We start from the raw sequence: 16,603 nt of genomic DNA, 5'->3' as shown, positions 1-16,603 counted from the left end.
GGGAGCCGGACATGGCGGCGCAGCGGGGACGCGATCTTCTCCTCAAAGTCGATGCGGGCGGCACGGGCAGCTTCACCACGGTGGCCGGGCTGCGCGCCCGGCGGCTCGCCTTCAACGCGGCGGCGGTCGACGTCACCGACACCGACTCCGCCGGGCGGTGGCGCGAGCTGCTGGCGGGGGCCGGCGTGCGCCGGGCCAGCCTGTCGGGCAGCGGCCTGTTCAAGGACCAGGCCTCGGACGCCGCCGTGCGGCAGCTGTTCTTCGACGGCGTGATCCGGCCCTGGCAGGTGGTGGTGCCGGACTTCGGCACCATCGAGGGGCCGTTCCAGCTCACCGGGCTCGAATATGCCGGCAATCACGACGGCGAGGTCACCTACGAGATGGCGCTGGAATCGGCCGGCGCCCTCAGCTTCACGGGAGCCTGACATGGCCAACCGGCATCGCGGCGAGATCGACGCCGAGATCGGCGGTCGTCGCCGCACCCTGTGCCTCACCCTCGGCGCGCTCGCCGAACTCGAGGATCGCTTCGGCGCCGCCGATCTCGGCGCGCTCGCCGATCGTTTTGCCGGCGGGCGCCTGCGCGCCGCCGACGCGGCGGCGGTGATCGCCGCCGGGCTGCGCGGCGCCGGCGAGGCGGTGAGCGAGGCGGACGTCGCGACGATGCCGGCGGCCGGCGGCGCAGCGGGCTATGCGGCGATCGTGGTGCGGCTGCTGCAGGCGACCTTCGGCACCGCCGCGCCGGACGGGGAGGGCGGGACATCCCCCGGCGAGCCGCTGCACCCTTCGCAGCCCCGGCCGGCGACGCCCGGGGCGGACGGAGTGAGCACGGCCGCGCGGCGCTGACCGGCGCGCCGGTCGCCGCGGCGGCCTTTCCCTGGGACGAGGCGATGCGGCTCGGCTTCGGCGTGCTGCGGCTCGGCCCGGCGGCGTTCTGGGCGATGACGCCGCGCGAACTCGCGGCCGCCGCCGGCCGGCAGCGCCCGGCCGGCCCGGGCCGCGACGTGCTGGCCACGCTGATGGCGGCTTATCCGGACCATGCCGGCTGACCGGCGGCCGGAGGGAGGAGGGGTTCATGACCGACGAGACGGAAACCGGCGGGGCGGGCGCCCTCGCGGCGATCGCCGGGGAAGCGACGGCGCTGCGCGCGGTGCTCGGCGACCTCGACGGGTTGTCGGAGCGGTTCGGCGCCAATCTCGCCCGGGCGCTCGCCGGGGCGGTGGTGCAGGGGCGCTCGCTGGATGGCGTACTAAAGCAACTGGCGCTGTCGCTGTCGAGTTCGCTGCTGAACCAGGCGTTGGCGCCGCTCACGGGGGCGCTGACCGGGTTGCTCGGCAACCTGCTGGGCGGGGCTGCTTCGTCCGTGATGCCGTTCGCGGCGGGGGGCGTGATCGCGGCGCCGACCTATTTTCCGCTGCCCGGCGGCGGAACGGGCCTCGCGGGGGAGGCGGGGCCGGAGGCGATCGTGCCACTCGCCCGCGGCAGCGACGGCCGGCTCGGCATTCGGGGCGCGGCGGGCGGCGGCACCGTGTCGGTGACGTTCAACGTCACCACGCCGGATGCCGAAAGTTTCCGGCGCTCGGAGGGGCAGTTGACCGCGATGCTTGCCCGCGCCGCGGCGCGAGGGCGCCGCGGGCTGTGAAAAGATCCTCGCGACCGGCCTGACGGGGCGTCAGGCGACCGCCTTGCGGCGCAGGAGCAGGTAGCTGCTGATCTCGCCGAGAATGATGCGGCGCCGCGCCTTGAGGTCGGCGAGCGTTTCGTCCGTCGCCGCTTCGATGAGCGACTCGATCCGGTGGATGCGCTTGGTGATGGCCTGATGACTGGCCGCGAGCTCGGCGAACAGGGTGTCGTCGAGTTTCAGATCCCTGATCAGGGCGGCGTCGTCGGGGAATACTTCGGCGAGGTCGTGGGGAAGATGGTTCATCGCGCGCATCCTTTTTTCGTTGTCGTTCCCAAGGGTTGCAACCGGACGGCACGAACCGTCGCGGCCTCATTCAAACGGCGAGTGCCCCAATGCCTCCATCCTCCTTTCACGATGTCGGATTTCCCGTCGACATCGCATTCGGCGCTTCCGGCGGGCCGGAACGGCGGACAGAAATCGTAACGCTCGGATCGGGCCGCGAGTTCCGTAACAGCCGTTGGGCCGATGCCAGGCGCAGGTTCGACGCCGGCTACGGAATCAGGACGCTCGATGATCTCTACGAAGTAATTTCCTTTTTCGAAGAACGGCGCGGCCGGCTCTATGGCTTTCGGTTCCGGGACAAAACGGACTGGAAGTCCTGCGCGCCGGGGCAAACCCCGTCTCCGGCCGATCAAACTATCGGCATTGGCAATGGTAGCACGGTCAACTTCCAGCTCGTCAAGAGCTACGGATTGATGATGCCATATGTTAGGCGGATTACCCGGCCGGTCGCCGGAAGCGTGCGACCGAGTGTCGCAGCCGACATCGATCTCGCGACCGGGATGCTGACGTTCGCCGCGCCGCCGCCCGCCGGCGCCGTCGTCGCGGCGGGCTTTGCCTTCGACCTGCCGGCCCGCTTCGATACCGACCGCCTGGTGATCAGCCTCTCGGCCTTCGAGGCGGGCGAGATCCCGTCGATCCCCGTGGTCGAGATCGCGGAGTAACCCCGATGCGCAGCCTTCCCGACGATCTCGCCGCGCGCCTCGCGGCGGGCGCCACCACGCTTGCGAACTGCTGGCTGCTGACGCGCGCCGACGGCAGCCGCTTCGGCTTCACCGACCACGACCGCGACCTCGTCGTCGATGGCGTCACCTGCCGCGCCGCCTCCGGGCTCGATCGCTCGGCCGCCGCGGCGTCCGGCGATTTCGCCGCCGGCGACGAGGACCTCGCCGGCGTCGTCGCCGGCGAGTCGCTGAGCGAGGAGGACCTCGCCGCCGGCCGCTGGGACGGTGCGCGCGTCGAGGTCTACCTCACCGACTGGACCGATCCGGCGAGCGCCCTGCTGCTGCGGGCCGGCACGATCGGCGAGGTGGTGCGCAGCGACGGCGCTTTTCGCGCCGAACTGCGCGGTCCGGCGCATGCGCTGGGCCACCCGGTCGGCCGGCTGTTCGGCCGCGGCTGCGATGCCGAGCTCGGCGATGCGCGCTGCGCCGTCGCGCTCGACCATCCGGATTATCGCGCGACGGCGGATGTCGTCGGCGGCGACGGCATCGCCCGGCTGCTGCTCCAGGGCCTCGGCGCGTTCGACGACGACTGGTTCGCCGGTGGACTGCTGGTGCCGGCGAGCGGCGCGCTGGCGGACCGGCCGCTCAGGATTGACCTCGACCGCAGGGCAGGCGACCTGCGCGAGATCGTGCTCTGGCGGCGGGCACCCCTGGCACTTGCACCCGGCCTGCTGGTGACGCTGACGGCCGGCTGCGACAAGCGCTTCGCCACCTGCCGCACGAAGTTCGCCAACACGGTCAACTTTCGCGGTTTTCCGCACATGCCGGGCAACGACTTCGCCTTCGCCTATGCGCGCAGCGACGGCGGCAACACCGGCGGGGTGCTGTTCTGATGCCGCCGCTCGGACCCCCGACGCGCGCGGCGATCGTCGCCGAGACGTTTGGCTGGCTCGGCACGCCCTATCGCCATCAGGCCTCGTGCAAGGGCGCGGGCTGCGACTGTCTCGGGCTCGTCCGCGGCGTCTGGCGCGCGGTGATCGGCCCGGAGCCGGCTGCCGCCCCGCCCTATACGCCGGACTGGGCGGAGGCGGGGGCCGATACGCTCGCCGCCGCGGCCGCGCTGCATCTGGTGCCGGTGGCGGCGGAGGCGATGCGGCCGGGCGACGTGCTGCTGTTCCGCTGGCGCGCCGGCTTGCCGGCGAAGCACGCCGCGATCCTTGTCGATGTGGACCGGTTCGTTCACGCCCATGCCGGGGCCGCGGTCGCCGGCGCGGCGCTGTCACCCTGGTGGCGGCGCCGGCTCGCCGGGGTTTTTGCGTTTCCCGGCGTCACGGGCTGAACCCGGCCTGCATCTTCATCTGCCCGCAACCGACGGAATGCCGCCATGGCCACGCTCATCCTCGCCGCCGCCGGGGCCGTGTTCGGCCAGAGCTTCGGCCTCTTCGGCGTCGTCGCCGGCCGGGCGATCGGGGCGCTGGCCGGCGCGGCGCTCGACCGGGTGCTCGCCGGGTCGGGCGGCACGGTGGAGCGCGGCAAGCTCGCCGACCTGTCCGTGCAGGCCTCGATCGAGGGCGCGGCGATCCCGCGCCTCTACGGCCGCGCGCGCCTCGCGGGGCAGGTGATCTGGGCGACCGAGCTGGAAGAAACCGTGACGTCGGAAGGCGGCGGCGGCAAGGGCGGGCCGGAGGTCGAGACCTATCGCTATTTCGCGAACTTCGCCGTCGGCCTCTGCGAAGGGCCGATCGCGCGCATCGGCCGGGTCTGGGCCAACGGCCATTTGCTCGACCTCGACCGCATCACCATGCGGGTGCACCCGGGCGACGAGACGCAGATGCCCGACAGCCTGATCGAGGCGCGACAGGGCGCGGACGGGGCGCCGGCCTATCGCGGGCTCGCCTATGTCGTGTTCGAGCGGCTGCCGCTCGCCGACTTCGGCAACGCGCTGCCGCAACTCTCCTTCGAGGTGTTCCGGCCGGTCGGACGGCTGGAGAGGATGATCCGCGCCGTGACGCTGATCCCCGGCGCGACCGAGTTCGGCTACCACCCCACCCCCGTGACGCGGGCGCCCGAAGACGGTGTCAGCGAGGCGGAGAACGTGCATACGCCGATCGCCGCCACGGACGTGATCGCGGCGCTCGACGAGTTGCAGGACCTTTGTCCCCGGCTCGAGAGCCTCGCGATCGTGGTGAGCTGGTTCGGCGACGATCTCCGCGCCGACGCCTGCAGCGTGCGCCCGCGTGCCGAGCGCACCGACAAGGTGACGCGCGGCGCGACGTGGCGCGTTGCCGGCCTCACCCGCGCGGCGGCGGGCGCCGTCAGCAGCCTCGACGACCGGCCGGCCTTCGGCGGCACGCCGTCGGATGCGAGCGTCGCGGCGCTGATCCGGGAGGCGAAGGCGAGGGGCCTCGCCGTCACGCTCTATCCCTTCGTGATGATGGACGTCGCGCCGGGCAACGCCCGCGTCGATCCCTACACCGGGGCCACGCCGCAGCCGGCCTATCCCTGGCGCGGGCGGATCACCTGCGATCCCGCGCCCGGCCGGCCGGGATCGCCGGACGGCACCGCGGCGATCGAGGCGGTCGTGGCCGCGTTCGTCGGGGCGGCCGCTCCTGGTCATTTCACCGGACTGCCGGCGCTGGACACGGTCGCCTATGCGGGGCCGGCCGAATGGTCCTACCGCCGGCTGATCCTGCATTATGCGGCGCTCGCCGAGGTCGCCGGCGGGGTCGATGGCTTCCTGATCGGCTCGGAGCTGCGCGGGCTCACGGCGCTGAACGATGGTGCCCGCGGACATCCGTTCGTCGCCGCGCTGCGCAGTCTCGCCGCCGACGTGAAGGCGATGCTCAGGCCTGGAACCGAGGTCGGCTATGCGGCGGACTGGTCGGAATACGCCAATCATCGCCCGGACGACGGCAGCGGCGACGTCACCTTTCACCTCGATCCGCTCTGGGCCGACCCGAACATCGACTTCGTCGGCATCGACGCCTACCTGCCGCTGACCGACTGGCGCGAGGGCGACCATCTCGATGCGGCGATCGCCGACGGGCCGGCGGACCGGGCCTATCTCGCGGCAAGCGTCGCAGGCGGCGAGCTCTATGACTGGTACTACGCCAGCGACGCCGACCGCGCCGCGCAGCTGCGCAGCCCGATCACCGATGGGGCGGCGGGCAAGCCCTGGGTGTTCCGCATCAAGGACTTTTCCAATTGGTGGGGCAACCTGCATGTCGACCGCGTCGGCGGGGTCGAGGTCGGTACGCCGACCGCCTGGGTGCCGGGGCTGAAGCCGATCCGCTTCACCGAGATCGGCTGCCCGGCGGTCGACAACGGCGGCAACGAGCCGAACGTGTTTCCCGACCTCGTCTCCTCCGAAGGCCGGCCGCCGCACCACTCGCGCGGCCTGCGCGACGATCTGGTGCAGCGGCGCTATCTGGAAGTGCTGCTCGGCCATTTCGACCCGGCCGAGCCGGAGTTTGCGGCGGGGCACAACCCGCTGTCGCCCGTCGACGGCCGCCGCATGGTCGATGTGGCGCGCGCCCACGTCTGGTCCTACGACGCGCGGCCGTTTCCCGCCTTTCCGCTCGCCACCGACGTCTGGGCGGACGGGGCGAACTGGACCACCGGCCACTGGCTGAACGGCCGCCTCGGCACGGCACCGCTCGCCGATCTCGTTGCGGCGGCGGCGGCCGAGCAGGGGATCGGGGCGGTCGACAGCAGCGGCCTGTCCGGTCTCGTCGATGGCTGCGTCTTCGCCGGGCGCACCACCCTGCGCGACGGCCTCGAATCGCTCGCCACCCTGTTTCGCTTCGACGTGATCGAGCGGCCGGACGGGCTGCTGTTTCGCGACCGCGGCCGGCGCAGCGTCGCCACCATCGGCGCGGGCGACCTCGTCGAGACCCGCGACGGGCCGCTGGTCGAACTGCGGCGGGCGCAGGCCGAGGACCTGCCCGTCGAGGTCGCCGTTGGCTTTCTCGACGGCAGCGCCGATTACCTGCAGACCTCCGTCGCGGCGCGCCGGGTGGCGGAGAGCGCCGGCCCGGCCCGGGTGCTCGACCTGCAACTGCCGATCGTCGCGGCGCCCGAGGTGCTGGCGGGCCACGCCGAGGCGATGATCAAGGAACTCGACGCCGCGCGCGAGCGCCTGCGCTTCGTGCTGCCGCCGAGCTTCACCGGCCTCGAGCCGGGCGACACGCTGACCCTCGCGCTGCCCGGCTACCCGGCGACCGTCGCCGTCGAGCGCACCGAGCGCACCGAGGCGATCGTGGTCGAGGCGCGAGTGATCGACCGGACGATCCGGGCGCGCGCCGGGCGGACCGAGCCGCGCGCGCTCGCCGCCGGCATCCCCGTCGCGCTCGGGCCGCCGCGGCTCGAGATCCTCGACGTCCCGGCGGCGAGCGACGATGCCGGTGTGCACGCGCCGCGGATCGCCGCGAGCGCCCGGCCCTGGCCCGGCGCGCTGTCGGTGCTGCGCGCGGCGGGCAGCGGCTACCAGCCGGTGCAGCGCCTCGACGCGCCGGCGGTGATCGGCCGCCTCAACGCGCCGCTTGGTCCCGGCCCGCTGTGGCGCTTCGACCGGACGGGCGTGATCGACGTGACGCTGCTATCCGGCACGCTGGCGAGCGTCGACCTCGGGACGCTGTTCGACGGGGCGAACCTCGCCGCGGTAGCGGCGGAGGGTGGCGGCTGGGAACTGGTGCAGTTCGCCAACGCCGAGCTGATCGGCCCGCGCCGCTACCGGCTGACGACCCTGCTGCGCGGCCAGCTCGGCACCGGCGACGCGATGGCCGCCGGCCACGCGGCGGGCGCCTCCTTCGTGATGATCGGCGCCGCGACGCCGCGGCTCGCGCTCGGCATCGACTTCGTCGGCCGCAGCGCGGCGCTGCGCATTGTGCCGGCCGCCGCCGGCAGCGGCTCGGACGCTGCGATCGACCGGACCGTGACGATCGGTGGCCGGGCGCTGCGGCCGTTGCCGCCGGTGCGCATCCGGGCGGTGCGGGTCGGCGGCGACGTGGAATTCGGCTGGATCCGTCAGACCCGCAGCGGTGGCGACGGCTGGGAACAGGCGGAGGTTCCGCTCGCCGAGGAGCGCGAGGCCTACTCCGTCGACATCCTTGATGGCGCCAGCGTCGTCCGCACGCTCGCCGTGACCGAGCCCCGCGCGCTCTACACCGCGGCGGCGCAGGCCGCGGATTTCGGAACCATGCCCGCGACCTTCGACGTGGTGGTCTGCCAGATCTCCACGCGGATGGGCCGCGGCCTGCCGGGAAGGGCCACGCTCCATGTCTGACACGATCCGTCTCGGCCTGCCGCTGCTCGCGGCGGCGCAGGCGCAGAAGCACGTCACCCACAACGAAGCACTGCTCGCGCTCGACCGCGTCGTGCAGCTCGCCGTGCTCTCCCGCGACCTCGCCGCGCCGCCAGGATCACCCGGCACGGGCGACCGCTACATCGTCGCGGCGGGCGCCACGGGCGACTGGGCCGGCGCGGCGGACCGCATCGCCGCGTTCGAGGACGGCACCTGGTCGTTCGTCGATCCGGCGCCCGGCTGGACCGCGCTGGTGCTGGACGAAGGCGTGCTGGCGTTCTGGACCGGGACGGCCTGGATCGCGCTCGCCGGCGAGACGGTGGACGCGCTGCAGAACCTCGTGCTGCTCGGCGTCGGCACCACGGCGGACGCCGGCAACCCGCTGGCGGTGAAGCTCAACAACGCGCTGTTCACCGCGACCCCGGTCGGGGAGGGCGGTGACGGCAGCCTGCGCCTGAAGCTCAACCGCGACGCGTCCGCCGGCACCGTGTCGCAGCTGTACCAGACCGGCTACGCCGGCCGCGCCGAGACCGGCCTCGTCGGCGACGACAGCTACCGCATCAAGGTTTCGGCCGACGGCGCTACCTGGCGCGATGCACTGGTCGCCGATTCTGCGACGGGTGCGCTCGCGCTGCACGCCGCCCTCAGTGTCGCCGAGGGCGGGACGGGCGCGCGCACCGCGGCCGACGCCCGCACCGCGCTCGGCGCGCTGGCGAAGGCCGGCGACACCGTGACCGGCGACCTCGCCGTCACCGGCAAGCTGACGACGGGCAGCACCGGCGTCGGCCTCAACGTCGAGGGCAATGCCGGCAGCACGACCTTTCATCTCGGTACGCTCGGCGGCATCCCGATCGGCAACGAGAGCGGGGCGAGCTTCACGCCGTCGCGGGTGTTCTTCTCGACCGCGAACGGGCCGGCGGCGGTGATGTTCCTGCTCGAGGCGTCGACCTCGACCGCGCGCCAGCGCGTCGTGTTCGCGCGGCAGAAGTCGGGTGCCACCGCCCTGCAGAGCGGCGATCCGATCGCCGGCTTCATGATCGGCGGCCACGACGGCACCCGGCTGCTGACCGGCGCCGAGATCCGCGGCGTCGTCTCCGGGACGGTGGCGACCGACGCGCTGCCGGTGCGGCTCGAGTTCCACGGCAACCCGGGCTCGGCGTCACTCTCCTATGTGATGGGCCTCGATCCGGCCACCGGGCTGTCGATCGGCGCCGCGGCCAACGTCGTCGTCGACATGAACCGGATCCTGCGGCTGCGGCCCTACACGATCGGGACGCTGCCGTCGGCGTCGCCGGCCGGGCAGCTCGTCTGGTGCTCCGACCTCGGTGGCGGCGCCGGCATGCTGGAAAGCAACGGCACCGTCTGGGTGCGCAAGGCCGGCGGCATGGCGGCCGTCGCCACCAACGCCGACTTCACGCTCACCTATCTCACCTCCGCCCCGGTGCAGCGCCACACCGGCACGCTGACGGCCGACCGTGCCATCACCCTCGCCACGACCAACGCGCCGAACGGCGCCCGCTTCCGCGTTGTGCGCGAGGGCGGCGGCGCCTTCGTGCTGTCTCTCGGCGGGCTGAAGGCGCTCGCCACCGGAACCTTCGCCGAAGCCGAATACGACGGTGCCGCCTGGCGCCTCGTTGGATATGGAGCCCTCTGATGCGCCTCTCGATCGCTTCCTTCCTCTGGGTCGCCCGCGCCTACGACCGGCCCGACCAGCCGGCCTGGCAGATCGACATCGACGAGATCGCCGAGGACCTCGCCGAGGCGGCCGCGCTCGGCGGGCAGCTCGCCCGCCGCCGCACGCTGAGCATGGCGGACGCCGCCGGGCTCGGGATCGATCTCGCGGTGATCGGCGCCGGCATCGACGCGGGGCTACTTGGCGAGGCCGAGCGGCTCCGGCGGCGCGTGGCGGAGCTCGAAGAAGGGATCGACTCCCCCGCCGGCGCTGTCGCCGGGACTGCGGTCGGCGCTGCGGGTTGACGCGCCCGGCCGGGGTGCCATGATCGCGCTCCCGCCGACCGTTCATTCCCGGTTCAGTCGCTGTCCGCTAGAAAGCGCCCATGCACGCCGCGCGCCCCCTCTTCATGTCTCTGGCCGGACCGCTTCTCGCGGTTGCGCTCGCCGTTTTCGGCGGGCTCGCCACGACCGGGCCGGCGGAGGCCGCGTGCCTGTCGAGCGGCGAGGCGCGCGATGCGGTGGCGAGCGGGCAGGCCGCCCGGCTCAGCGCCGTGACCCGCGGCATCGACGGCGACGTGGTCAACGCGCAGCTCTGCGAAAGCGGCGGCCGGCTGGTCTACCGTCTCGCGGTGATGCAGGGCGGCCGGGTGGTGACCATCGTCATCGACGCGCGCAGCGGCGCCGTGCTCGGGCGATAGGTCAGGACGGCAAGGTAGAGGGCGACGACCGCATGCGTATCCTGATCGTCGAGGACGACCCCGACCTGCGCCGCCAGCTCGGCACCGCCTGCCGCGACGCCGGCTATGTCGTCGACACGGCGGCCGACGGCGAGGAGGGCCACTTCCTCGGCGACACCGAACCCTATGACGCGGTGATCCTCGACATCGGCCTGCCGAAGAAGGACGGCATCAGCGTGCTCGAGGGCTGGCGCCGCGCCGGCCGGCTGATGCCGGTGCTGCTGCTCACCGCGCGCGACCGCTGGAGCGACAAGGTCGCCGGCATCGACGCCGGCGCCGACGACTACGTCGCGAAACCCTTCCACATGGAGGAGGTGCTGGCCCGCCTGCGCGCGTTGGTCCGCCGCTATGCCGGCCATGCCTCGAACGAGATCGAGGTCGGGCCGGTGCGGCTCGACGTCAAGTCCGGCCGGGTGACGGTGGACGGCTCGCCGGTCAAGCTCACCTCGCACGAATTGCGGCTGCTGCAGTACCTGATGCATCACAAGGAGCGCACGGTGTCGCGCACCGAGCTGATCGAGCATCTCTACGACCAGGATTTCGACCGCGATTCCAACACGATCGAGGTTTTCGTCGGCCGCCTCCGGCGCAAGCTCGCCGTCGACGTCATCGAGACCGTGCGTGGCATCGGCTATCGCATCGCCGGCCCCGGCGTGCCACCGGCGCCATGACCACCGCCCGCGCCGGGATCCTGCGCCGCCTGACGCCGCGCTCGCTCGCCGCGCGCATGGTGGTCGCCGCCGCGATCTGGAGCGCCGTCGCGCTGGTGTTCGCCGGCGTCGTCCTCACCCGCCTCTACAACGCCAGTGTCGAGCGCAGCTTCGACGCCCGCCTCGTCGTCTACCAGAAGGCGCTCGCCGGCCTCGTCGCCGCGACGCCCGAGGGCGATCCGCCCGACGTGACGACCCTCGGCGAGCCGCGGTTCCTGCTGCCGCTGTCCGGCTGGTACTGGGTGGTGCGCGACCCGATCAGCCGCGAGGTGCGCGCCATGTCGCGCTCGCTGTTCGGTGACGTCCTCGATCTCGGCGAGCCCGCGCACGACGGCACCGTCACGGCAGAATATCGCACCGGCCCGGGCAACGAGGAACTGCGCGTCGTCTCGCAGGTCGTCGAGTTCGACGGCGGCCGCAGCCTCGACGTCGTCGTCGCCGGCAACGCCGACGAGGTGAAGGCCGACATGCGGTCGTTCTCGCGCAGCGTCTTCGTCACCCTCGCCGTCTTCGCCGCGGGACTGCTGTTCGCCACCATCGTGCAGGTCCGCGTCGGCCTCCGGCCGCTGCAGCAGATCGGCGCCGCGCTCGCCGACATCCGCGAGGGCCGGGCCGACCGGCTCGCCGGCGAAATGCCGAGCGAGATCGCGCCGCTGTCGGTGGAACTCAACGCGCTGATCGACGCCAACCGCGCGGTGGTCGAGCGCGCCCAGGCCAACGTCGGCAACCTCGCCCACGCGCTCAAAACGCCGCTCAGCGTCATCGTCAACGAGACGCGCAGCGACGGCGGTCCGCTGGCGGCGAAGGTGCTGGAGCAGGCCGAGATCATGCGCGGCCGCATCGACAGCGACCTCGACCGCGCCCGCGCCGCCGCCCAGCGCCGCACCATCGGCGCCGCCTCCGAGGTGGCGCCGTCGCTGGCCGGCCTCGCCAAGGTGCTGCGCCGCGCCTATCCCGACCCCGGCGTCGCGATCGACATCGACTGCCCGCCCGACCTCAGGGTCCGCGTCGCCCGCAGCGATCTCGAGGAGATGGTCGGCAACCTGCTCGACAACGCCTGCAAGTTCGGCAACGGCCGCGTGCTGGTGCGCGCCCGCCCGATCGCCACCGGCGCCGCCTCGCGGGCGATGATCGAGATCGTCGTCGAGGACGACGGCCCCGGCCTTGCGCCGGAACTGCGCCGCGAGGCGCTGGCGCGCGGCCGGCGTCTCGACGAGAGCGTGCCGGGTTCGGGCCTCGGGCTGGCGATCGTCGAGGAGCTGGTCGAGGCCTACGGCGGCACGATCACCCTCGGCGCGGCCGGCCTCGGCGGCCTCGCCGTGGCGGTGGTGCTGCCGAGAAGCTAGGTGCGGGATCTCGGCAGCGTTCCGCGCGCCGAAACCTGCCGCGGACCGAGCCAGCTTCCTACTTCGGCCATGTTCGGGCTGTGTAATGCAAGGTAACGTGATCGTGTGGTAAACTTGGGCCATTCCGAATCGGCGCCGAATATTGCGTTCGGAACCGTCGGTGGCGGACTTGGGACGCGTCCTCCGACACGGCGGATTTTTTCGACGGGAGTAATCATGACTTTCAAGGCATTGATCGCGGTCGGCATCATGGCGGCGACGCTCGCCGGCTGCCAGACGGATCCCTATGGCCAGAGCGGCATCAGCAAGCAGGGCGTCGGCACGCTGGCCGGCGCAGCGGCCGGTGCGGCGATCGGCAGCCAGTTCGGCAGCGGCGGTGGCCGTGTCGCGGCGATCGCCGGCGGCGCTCTGCTCGGCGGCTTCCTCGGCAACCAGATCGGCGCGCAGCTCGACGAGGCCGACAAGCAGTACTACCAGAACGCGCAGTACCAGGCGCTGGAATACGGGGCGCCGCAGCAGTGGCAGAACCCGCAGTCCGGCCGCTACGGCCAGGTCAACGTCGGCCCGCCGCAGTACATCAACAGCGCCCAGTGCCGCGACTACACCAACACCGTGTACATCGATGGCCGGCCGCAGGTCGTCCGCGGCACCGCCTGCCGCAATCCGGACGGCACCTGGCGCCAGGTGTCCTGACCGACCGGTTCCGGCACCCGTCGGCGAGACCGCAATGATCGGCACGAAGGGGGCGGCATCCGCCCCCTTCGTCGTTTCCGCCGCGCGGGATCGCGTCCGGCTCGGCCCGGATGCACACCAAACGTCAACCTTCCCTCGGCCATAGTCGCCTCTGGTGGCGGACCGTCGGCGGCAGGTCGCGGGCAACGATGAAGGAACGCACGGACATGCCGGACGGGCGTCTGATGCGCGCGAAGGTGATCGACTATCTCGGCTCGCTCTCTCCCGGCGCGCGCCTCATGCTGCTGCGCAAGCTGGAGATCGCCGGCGAGGCGGGCCAGCTCGATGCCTCCACTCGCCTGATCCTCGAAGCGACCCGGGCCGTTGTGAACGGCACCAAGTCTGACGAGCCGCGTCCCGCCCGCGTCCGCCGGCTGTTCTTCGAGCCGTTCGCGCCGTTCATCATCCGCGAGGAACTGCGCACCCGCCAGACCGGCCGGCTGTCGATCGATTCGATCGACGGCATCTGGACCTATCTCGTGCGCGACGTCGCCCCCGACCTGTTCGGCCCCTGGCTCGACGAGGCCTCAATCCGCGTCTATTCGCCGGAGGCCGACCTCAAGGTGATGATGGCGGAGCTGCGCGACACAGGACTCAGGCAGCTGCGCGCCAACCACGACGAACTGTCGGCGACCGCCAAGGGCCGCCAGCGCCTCGGCGGCCTGATCGGCGGCGAGCGCGCCCTGAGCGACCTCGGCGACCTCTTCGCGATCCATGAGCGCCGCAAATCGATCGCTACGCTCGTGCACGAACTCCCCGCCACCATCGTCGTCGGCGACCCTTCCGAGACCACGGCGCTCGAGGTGGTCGGTCGCTTCGTCGAGCGGGTGCCGGCCGATGCCGTCTGGGCCGGCTGCGTCCTGCTGTCGCGGCTGGCGTCGCCCGCGGTGCTCGCCCGCATCGCGGTGGCACTCGGCGGGGGTGACAAGGCCGGCGACATCCGCCGCTCCAGCGTCGCCTCCTTCCTCGACATCTATTTCTCCGAGGCGGAGCGCGTGATCGTCCGCTTCGGCGCCGCGCGGCGCCGTCCGGACGGCACCGCCGAGATGGCCCGCGCCCTCGGCAGCTTTCACGACCTCGTGCGCAGCATCTCGATCTCGATCGACTTCGACGGCGACTCCGCCTGGCGCAAGCGGCTCGGCGATCTGCGCCGCAGCATGTCCGACATGGTGCAGGCCGAGGTCGAGGCGATCGTGCCGACGATCCGGCGCGCGCTGCGCGTCGAGGGCGGCTCCACCGCCGGCCGCGAGGGCGAGGGGCAGGACGCGATCCGCGCCATGACGGTGCTCGCCGAAGCACGGCGCTGCCGCGACAGCCTCGCCATCAACGAACTCCTCGCCCAGGTCGGCCAGTCGTCCGAGCAGGCGATCGAGGTGCTCGGCAACCGCGCCATCGAGCAGTTGAAGAAGACGGCCGGCGCCGGCCGGGCCGACGTGCTGATGGCGGTCGACATCATGATCAAGCTCGCCGAACTCGCCTTCGGCCCGGAGTATGCCGTGGTGATGCGCAAGGCGCGCGACCGGGCGGTGGGCCGAACCGGCGCGGCGCTGGCGACGGGCTGAGCGGTCGGCCTGCTGCCGATCGGCGCAGGCGACCCGGAATGCGTTGAGAAATCCGGCCACCTCCCCTATTTGATCGACGACGAGGCCGCGCGGGCCGCCGCCCGCTTCGGCGCATGACGCGGCGCCCGCGCGGCGTTTGACCCCGATCAATGCGCGCTGCGCCCATTCCGGCGGTTTGATGCGGCGCACCGCCGGGCACCGGGCAGGTTCGAGGGACGAGGACGCCGACCGCATGATGCTCTGGATCGTTCTGGCCATTCTGACGGGACTGGCGACGCTGTCGGTGCTGGTACCGCTCGCCCGCGCCGGACGCGGCACCGTCGGCGGCGACGACGTCGAGGTCTACCGCGACCAGCTCGGCGAGATCGAGCGCGACCTCGACCGCGGCCTCGTCGCCCGGGAGGAGGCCGCCGCGGCCCGCGCCGAGATCGCCCGCCGGTTGCTGAAGGCCGACGAGGCGAAGGCGAGTGGCCCGACCCGTGCGTCGTTCGCGAAAATCGTCACAATCGCCGTCATCGCCTTCGTGCCGGCCGCGAGCCTCGGCGCCTATACCTACGTCGGCGCTCCCGACCTGCCGGACCAGCCGGTGGCATCGCGCAGCTGCGGCCCGGAAACGCCGCTCACCGACCTCGTGATCTGCATCGAGCGCCATCTCGCGCAGAACCCCGACGACGTCGAGGGCTGGCGCGTCGTCGCGCCGGTCTATCTGCGCATCGGCCGGCCGCAGGACGCCGCGCGCGCCTATGGCGAGATCGTCCGCCGCGGCGGCACGGACTCGGCGACGCTCGCCGACCTCGGCGAGGCGATCGTGATCGCCGCCGACGGCCGCTTCCCGCCTGCCGCGATCGAGGCGTTCAACGCCGCCGTCGCCGCAGACGGCGACAACATGAAGGCCCGCTTCTACGCCGCGCGCGGCCTCGCCGCGGAAGGCCGGTTCGACGAGGCGGTTCAGGCATTCGACGCGATGCTTGCGAATGCGCCGCCCGACGCGCCGTGGCTGGCGGCGGTGCGCGCGAGCCGTGCCGAGGCGGTCGAAGCCGGCGCGCCGGCGATGGAGGCGCCGGCCGAAGGCGGCGCCCCGGCCGTGAATGACGGCATGATCCGGCAGATGGTCGCCTCGCTCGCCGAGCGGCTCGCGGCCGAGCCGCTCGACCCGCAGGGCTGGGCCCGGCTGGTGCGCTCCTACCGCGTGCTCGGCGACGAGCCGGCGGCCACGGCGGCGGCGGCGCGCGGCCGGGCGGCGCTCGCCGGCGACGTCGAGGCCATCGCCCTGATCGACGATGCGGCGAACGGCCCGCTGCCGAACGCGCTCAACTGAGCGCGATCACACGATTATCAATCGGGCCGGCCGTGCCCGGGCATAAGATGCGCGCCGCGACATCGTCGGCGCGGGGAGACGACCGAAGGCCATGACCAGGAAGCAGAGACGACTGACGCTGATCGCCGCCGCGGGCACCGTGCTCGCGGTGTCGGCCGGCCTTGTCCTCAATGCCGCGAGCAGCCGGATCACGTTGTTCAAGACGCCGACCGAGATCGCCGAGGGCCTCGCCGGACAGGGCGACCAGCGGTTGCGGATCGGCGGGCTCGTCAAGGACGGGTCCGTGCTGCGCGGCGAGGGTGCGACGGTACGCTTTGCCGTCACCGATACGGTCAACGACGTGCCGGTCACCTACGTCGGCCTACTGCCGGATCTCTTCCGCGAAGGGCAGGGCGTCGTCGCGGAGGGCCGGCTCGGCCCCGATGGCGTCTTTACCGCCGACAACGTGCTCGCCAAGCACGACGAGAACTACATGCCGAAGGAAGTCGTCGACTCGCTCAAAGCCCAAGGTGTCTGGGAAGGCGACGGCGCCGGCGCGATGAAGAGCAACTGACGAGCGGCGAGGCCGGCCTATAGTGGCCGGCCGCATGGGACCGG

General features: G+C 72.5%; 18 protein-coding genes. 17 read left to right on the top strand and 1 reads right to left on the bottom strand.

Annotation, left to right across the window (positions count from 1 at the left end):
• Positions 1-11 precede the first annotated feature (11 nt).
• Genes I5731_RS07240 through I5731_RS07225 form a run of 4 tightly spaced genes read left to right on the top strand, consistent with a single transcriptional unit; the run spans position 12 to position 1,639 of the window.
• Positions 12-425: a phage major tail protein, TP901-1 family gene (locus I5731_RS07240; RefSeq protein WP_197310702.1), complete on the top strand. Its 414-nt coding sequence runs from the start codon at positions 12-14 to the stop codon at positions 423-425.
• Between the two features lies 1 nt (position 426).
• Positions 427-843, top strand: a complete 417-nt coding sequence (locus tag I5731_RS07235) for a gene transfer agent family protein (protein WP_197310701.1) — start codon at positions 427-429, stop codon at positions 841-843.
• On the top strand, positions 840-1,046 hold the full coding sequence (locus tag I5731_RS07230; protein ID WP_268926565.1) for a rcc01693 family protein: 207 nt from the start codon (positions 840-842) through the stop codon (positions 1,044-1,046). The genes I5731_RS07235 and I5731_RS07230 overlap by 4 nt, the downstream gene beginning before the upstream one ends.
• Positions 1,047-1,072: 26 nt before the next feature.
• Positions 1,073-1,639: a phage tail tape measure protein gene (locus I5731_RS07225; protein WP_235981614.1), complete on the top strand. Its 567-nt coding sequence runs from the start codon at positions 1,073-1,075 to the stop codon at positions 1,637-1,639.
• 30 nt (positions 1,640-1,669) lie between these two features.
• On the opposite strand, the gene I5731_RS07220 is transcribed toward I5731_RS07225, so the two are convergent.
• Positions 1,670-1,933 (bottom strand): YdcH family protein, encoded by a 264-nt coding sequence (locus I5731_RS07220; protein ID WP_197310699.1) that lies wholly within the window; start codon positions 1,931-1,933, stop codon positions 1,670-1,672.
• An 80-nt stretch (positions 1,934-2,013) separates the two neighbouring features.
• On the opposite strand from I5731_RS07220, the gene I5731_RS07215 reads away from it, so the two are divergent.
• From I5731_RS07215 to ccmE, 13 genes are all read left to right on the top strand, one after another.
• The gene (locus tag I5731_RS07215; RefSeq protein WP_197310698.1) at positions 2,014-2,625 is read left to right on the top strand and encodes a DUF2460 domain-containing protein; all 612 of its coding nucleotides are present in this window, start codon (positions 2,014-2,016) and stop codon (positions 2,623-2,625) included.
• A 5-nt stretch (positions 2,626-2,630) separates the two neighbouring features.
• On the top strand, positions 2,631-3,518 hold the full coding sequence (locus tag I5731_RS07210) for a DUF2163 domain-containing protein (protein ID WP_197310697.1): 888 nt from the start codon (positions 2,631-2,633) through the stop codon (positions 3,516-3,518).
• Positions 3,518-3,964: an NlpC/P60 family protein gene (locus I5731_RS07205; protein WP_197310696.1), complete on the top strand. Its 447-nt coding sequence runs from the start codon at positions 3,518-3,520 to the stop codon at positions 3,962-3,964. The genes I5731_RS07210 and I5731_RS07205 overlap by 1 nt, the downstream gene beginning before the upstream one ends.
• Positions 3,965-4,009: 45 nt before the next feature.
• A complete protein-coding gene (locus I5731_RS07200; protein ID WP_197310695.1) occupies positions 4,010-7,909 on the top strand; it encodes a baseplate multidomain protein megatron in 3,900 nt (1,299 codons plus the stop codon).
• On the top strand, positions 7,902-9,581 hold the full coding sequence (locus tag I5731_RS07195; protein WP_197310694.1) for a DUF2793 domain-containing protein: 1,680 nt from the start codon (positions 7,902-7,904) through the stop codon (positions 9,579-9,581). The genes I5731_RS07200 and I5731_RS07195 overlap by 8 nt, the downstream gene beginning before the upstream one ends.
• Positions 9,581-9,904 carry a hypothetical protein gene (locus tag I5731_RS07190; RefSeq protein WP_197310693.1) on the top strand — a complete coding sequence of 108 codons (324 nt, stop codon included), beginning with the start codon at positions 9,581-9,583 and terminating at the stop codon, positions 9,902-9,904. The genes I5731_RS07195 and I5731_RS07190 overlap by 1 nt, the downstream gene beginning before the upstream one ends.
• An 80-nt stretch (positions 9,905-9,984) precedes the next feature.
• Positions 9,985-10,299: a PepSY domain-containing protein gene (locus I5731_RS07185; protein ID WP_197310692.1), complete on the top strand. Its 315-nt coding sequence runs from the start codon at positions 9,985-9,987 to the stop codon at positions 10,297-10,299.
• Positions 10,300-10,331: 32 nt separating this feature from the next.
• Entirely contained in the window at positions 10,332-11,009 is a 678-nt protein-coding gene (locus tag I5731_RS07180; RefSeq protein WP_197310691.1) for a response regulator transcription factor, read from the top strand.
• Complete coding sequence (locus I5731_RS07175) at positions 11,006-12,394, top strand: sensor histidine kinase (RefSeq protein WP_235981612.1); 1,389 nt, start codon at positions 11,006-11,008, stop codon at positions 12,392-12,394. Before I5731_RS07180 ends, I5731_RS07175 begins: the two co-directional genes overlap by 4 nt.
• 216 nt (positions 12,395-12,610) lie before the next feature.
• Entirely contained in the window at positions 12,611-13,087 is a 477-nt protein-coding gene (locus I5731_RS07170) for an RT0821/Lpp0805 family surface protein (protein ID WP_197310690.1), read from the top strand.
• Between the two features lie 206 nt (positions 13,088-13,293).
• Complete coding sequence (locus I5731_RS07165; protein ID WP_197310689.1) at positions 13,294-14,688, top strand: hypothetical protein; 1,395 nt, start codon at positions 13,294-13,296, stop codon at positions 14,686-14,688.
• Between the two features lie 232 nt (positions 14,689-14,920).
• Positions 14,921-16,006, top strand: a complete 1,086-nt coding sequence (gene ccmI / locus I5731_RS07160) for a c-type cytochrome biogenesis protein CcmI (RefSeq protein WP_197310688.1) — start codon at positions 14,921-14,923, stop codon at positions 16,004-16,006.
• A 91-nt stretch (positions 16,007-16,097) separates the two neighbouring features.
• Positions 16,098-16,559, top strand: a complete 462-nt coding sequence (gene ccmE / locus I5731_RS07155) for a cytochrome c maturation protein CcmE (RefSeq protein WP_197310687.1) — start codon at positions 16,098-16,100, stop codon at positions 16,557-16,559.
• Positions 16,560-16,603 lie beyond the last annotated feature (44 nt).

The organism is Methylobrevis albus, from assembly GCF_015904235.1.
GTDB classification, from domain to species: domain Bacteria; phylum Pseudomonadota; class Alphaproteobacteria; order Rhizobiales; family Pleomorphomonadaceae; genus Methylobrevis_A; species Methylobrevis_A albus.
This window is presented reverse-complemented; position numbering and strand designations above follow the sequence as displayed.